Origin of the sequence: Rubritalea sp. (assembly GCF_051252225.1) — a bacterium.
GTDB lineage: Bacteria > Verrucomicrobiota > Verrucomicrobiia > Verrucomicrobiales > Akkermansiaceae > Rubritalea.
The window spans coordinates 1-2,049 of record NZ_JBPOGE010000045.1; the positions used below are offsets into that span (position 1 = coordinate 1).

Below are 2,049 nucleotides of genomic sequence, written 5' to 3' on the forward strand. Positions count from 1 at the left end.
TTAACTGAAGGATCTAATTCCTAAAATCTTCAGATTCACGCTAACGTAAAGCACACCAATCACTGAACTCTCAGCGCGCTTCGTTTGTGGGTTGATGTTGGAATTTTCATAACGGATTGACTCTCGGCGGTGAAGGGATTGGGTGCAGCGTCTTGTTATGCAAAGGCAGTTTCTCACGGGTTAGGTAAGGAGGTCTATATTGCTTCAATGTGATTAAGGTCCGTTGAAGGAGGCGTTAGTGTCTGTTTCGAAAACCAATGTATCTTCATATAAATCTACTGATATATTTCCGTTATTGTTCTTAAATACAGGGAAGGACTTATTAAACATGGGTATCTCAACTTGATAGACGCCATATGGAAGTTTAATGAATTCGTCTTTTATGAGTTCTTTGAGTGGCTCGCCTGATTGCGTAGTTACTGTTATCGTCTCAAATCCCGCATTTGTGATTTTACCATAACCAGTGTCAACGTGGTTGTAGAAAAGTGCAGCAAAAACTAGACTTGTACCACAAGTAAGGCCTATGAAGAATGGAAGTATGTTGAGTTTTTTTAGCATAACGTAAAGCACACCAATCACTGAACTCTCAGCGCGCTTCGTTTTTGGGTTGGGATTGAAATTTTCATAACGGATTGACTCTCGACGGTGAAGGGATTGGGTGCAGCGTCTTGTTAGCTAAGTCGATTTTTTGAACTTCTTTTCGATGATTTCCATTTGAGAAATAATTTGCTCAGCTTGTTTATTTGAATTTTGTTTTGTTTCATTAGCAAAATGTAAGCAAAAAGCACCAATAACTAAGCAGCAGATTGTAACTGACCAAGCAATCACAATAGTCGTAGTGTTGTTTGAATTACTTGGGTAAGCTCCAGAGATAATCGAAATGAAAGAGGTTATAGATGCTCCTAAAAATATAGAGCCGAGAGTGTGATAAAGTTGAAAACTAGTTTTTATCGATATAACTTCACTTTTTATGTGATCCCAATCGGAACATAAAATAGGGTAGGCTTCTCCCGACTCAGGCTGAATCACGAGATACTCATGGTTTAGTTGATATCCAGGTTTATCACTCATGGTCAGTCTCTGCTATGGTTTCGACTTCTTCTTTACAGTCTGATTCATCCAAGAGGTCTATAGTCAGTGGGTTTAAAAGCACAACATGGCCACATTTCTGGCACGTAACTGGGACTAATGGAAGGAGAGGTGCCTGACTAGAAGGTCTCCCTTTTTTGTATTGTCGTAGTTCAAATATTTCATCGTCTACCCCCCAATTTGTATTGGAGCACATAGGGCAGGGTTTGTTGTCGCCCCATGTTTTGCGTAAATGCTCAATTATTTTTTTATGGTCTATATTCATGTTTTATATTTTAAGCTAACGTAAAGCACACCAATCACCGAACTCTCAGCGCGCTTTGTTTTCGGGTTAATGTTTGAAGATTGAAAATGGTTCGCGTCTCGACGGTGAGGGGATTGGGTGCAGCGTCTTGTTCTGCAAGGCTAATCTTTAGTTTTAGTTGAGCTAGAGCAGTTACATGATGAATTTTTAGTAGGTTCGTTGAGTAAAGCAAATAGCTTCTTGAGAGTGCTCTCAGCGGTATCTTTCTCCTTAAAATATAAGTGATACTCTGTACTCGCACTACCAGTAGCATTATCAGACAGCTTAACAGCTTTAGTTGCAGTTGTAACAATACTGAGGCGATGTTTGCCTCGCCATTCTTCATGGTGATCATCGATTAAAATTAAGGAAACTACTTGAGATTTACTAATGTAGTAATTGTTTTCAGTGCCATTCTTGAATTTATCTTTAAGATGAATGAAACCTTGAGGGCTGTTGTCCATTAATGAAGCTGCTTGAGCGGAATTTAGAGCAAGGAAGAGTGAACAGACTGATGATATTAGTGTTTTTTTCATATTTACTTGAAGCGTGTTTATTTAGCAGTACGTAAAGCACACCAACCGAGTACTCGGCCAGAACGCTATGGATTAAGATTTAAGTTTGAATGTAGTGAAAGGTAAGTCGCGCTCAACCGCGGTACGAGGTTGGGTGCAGCG

At 39.6% G+C, this 2,049-nt stretch carries 3 protein-coding genes; all 3 read right to left on the reverse strand.

What is annotated here, in order from left to right:
• Window positions 1–213 precede the first annotated feature (213 nt).
• The gene (locus ACSHX2_RS15335) at window positions 214–558 is read right to left on the reverse strand and encodes a hypothetical protein (RefSeq protein WP_435693833.1); all 345 of its coding nucleotides are present in this window, start codon (window positions 556–558) and stop codon (window positions 214–216) included.
• A gap of 117 nt (window positions 559–675) precedes the next feature.
• Window positions 676–1,071 (reverse strand): hypothetical protein, encoded by a 396-nt coding sequence (locus ACSHX2_RS15340; RefSeq protein WP_435693834.1) that lies wholly within the window; start codon window positions 1,069–1,071, stop codon window positions 676–678.
• Window positions 1,072–1,494: 423 nt separating this feature from the next.
• On the reverse strand, window positions 1,495–1,908 hold the full coding sequence (locus ACSHX2_RS15345; RefSeq protein WP_435693835.1) for a hypothetical protein: 414 nt from the start codon (window positions 1,906–1,908) through the stop codon (window positions 1,495–1,497).
• Window positions 1,909–2,049 lie beyond the last annotated feature (141 nt).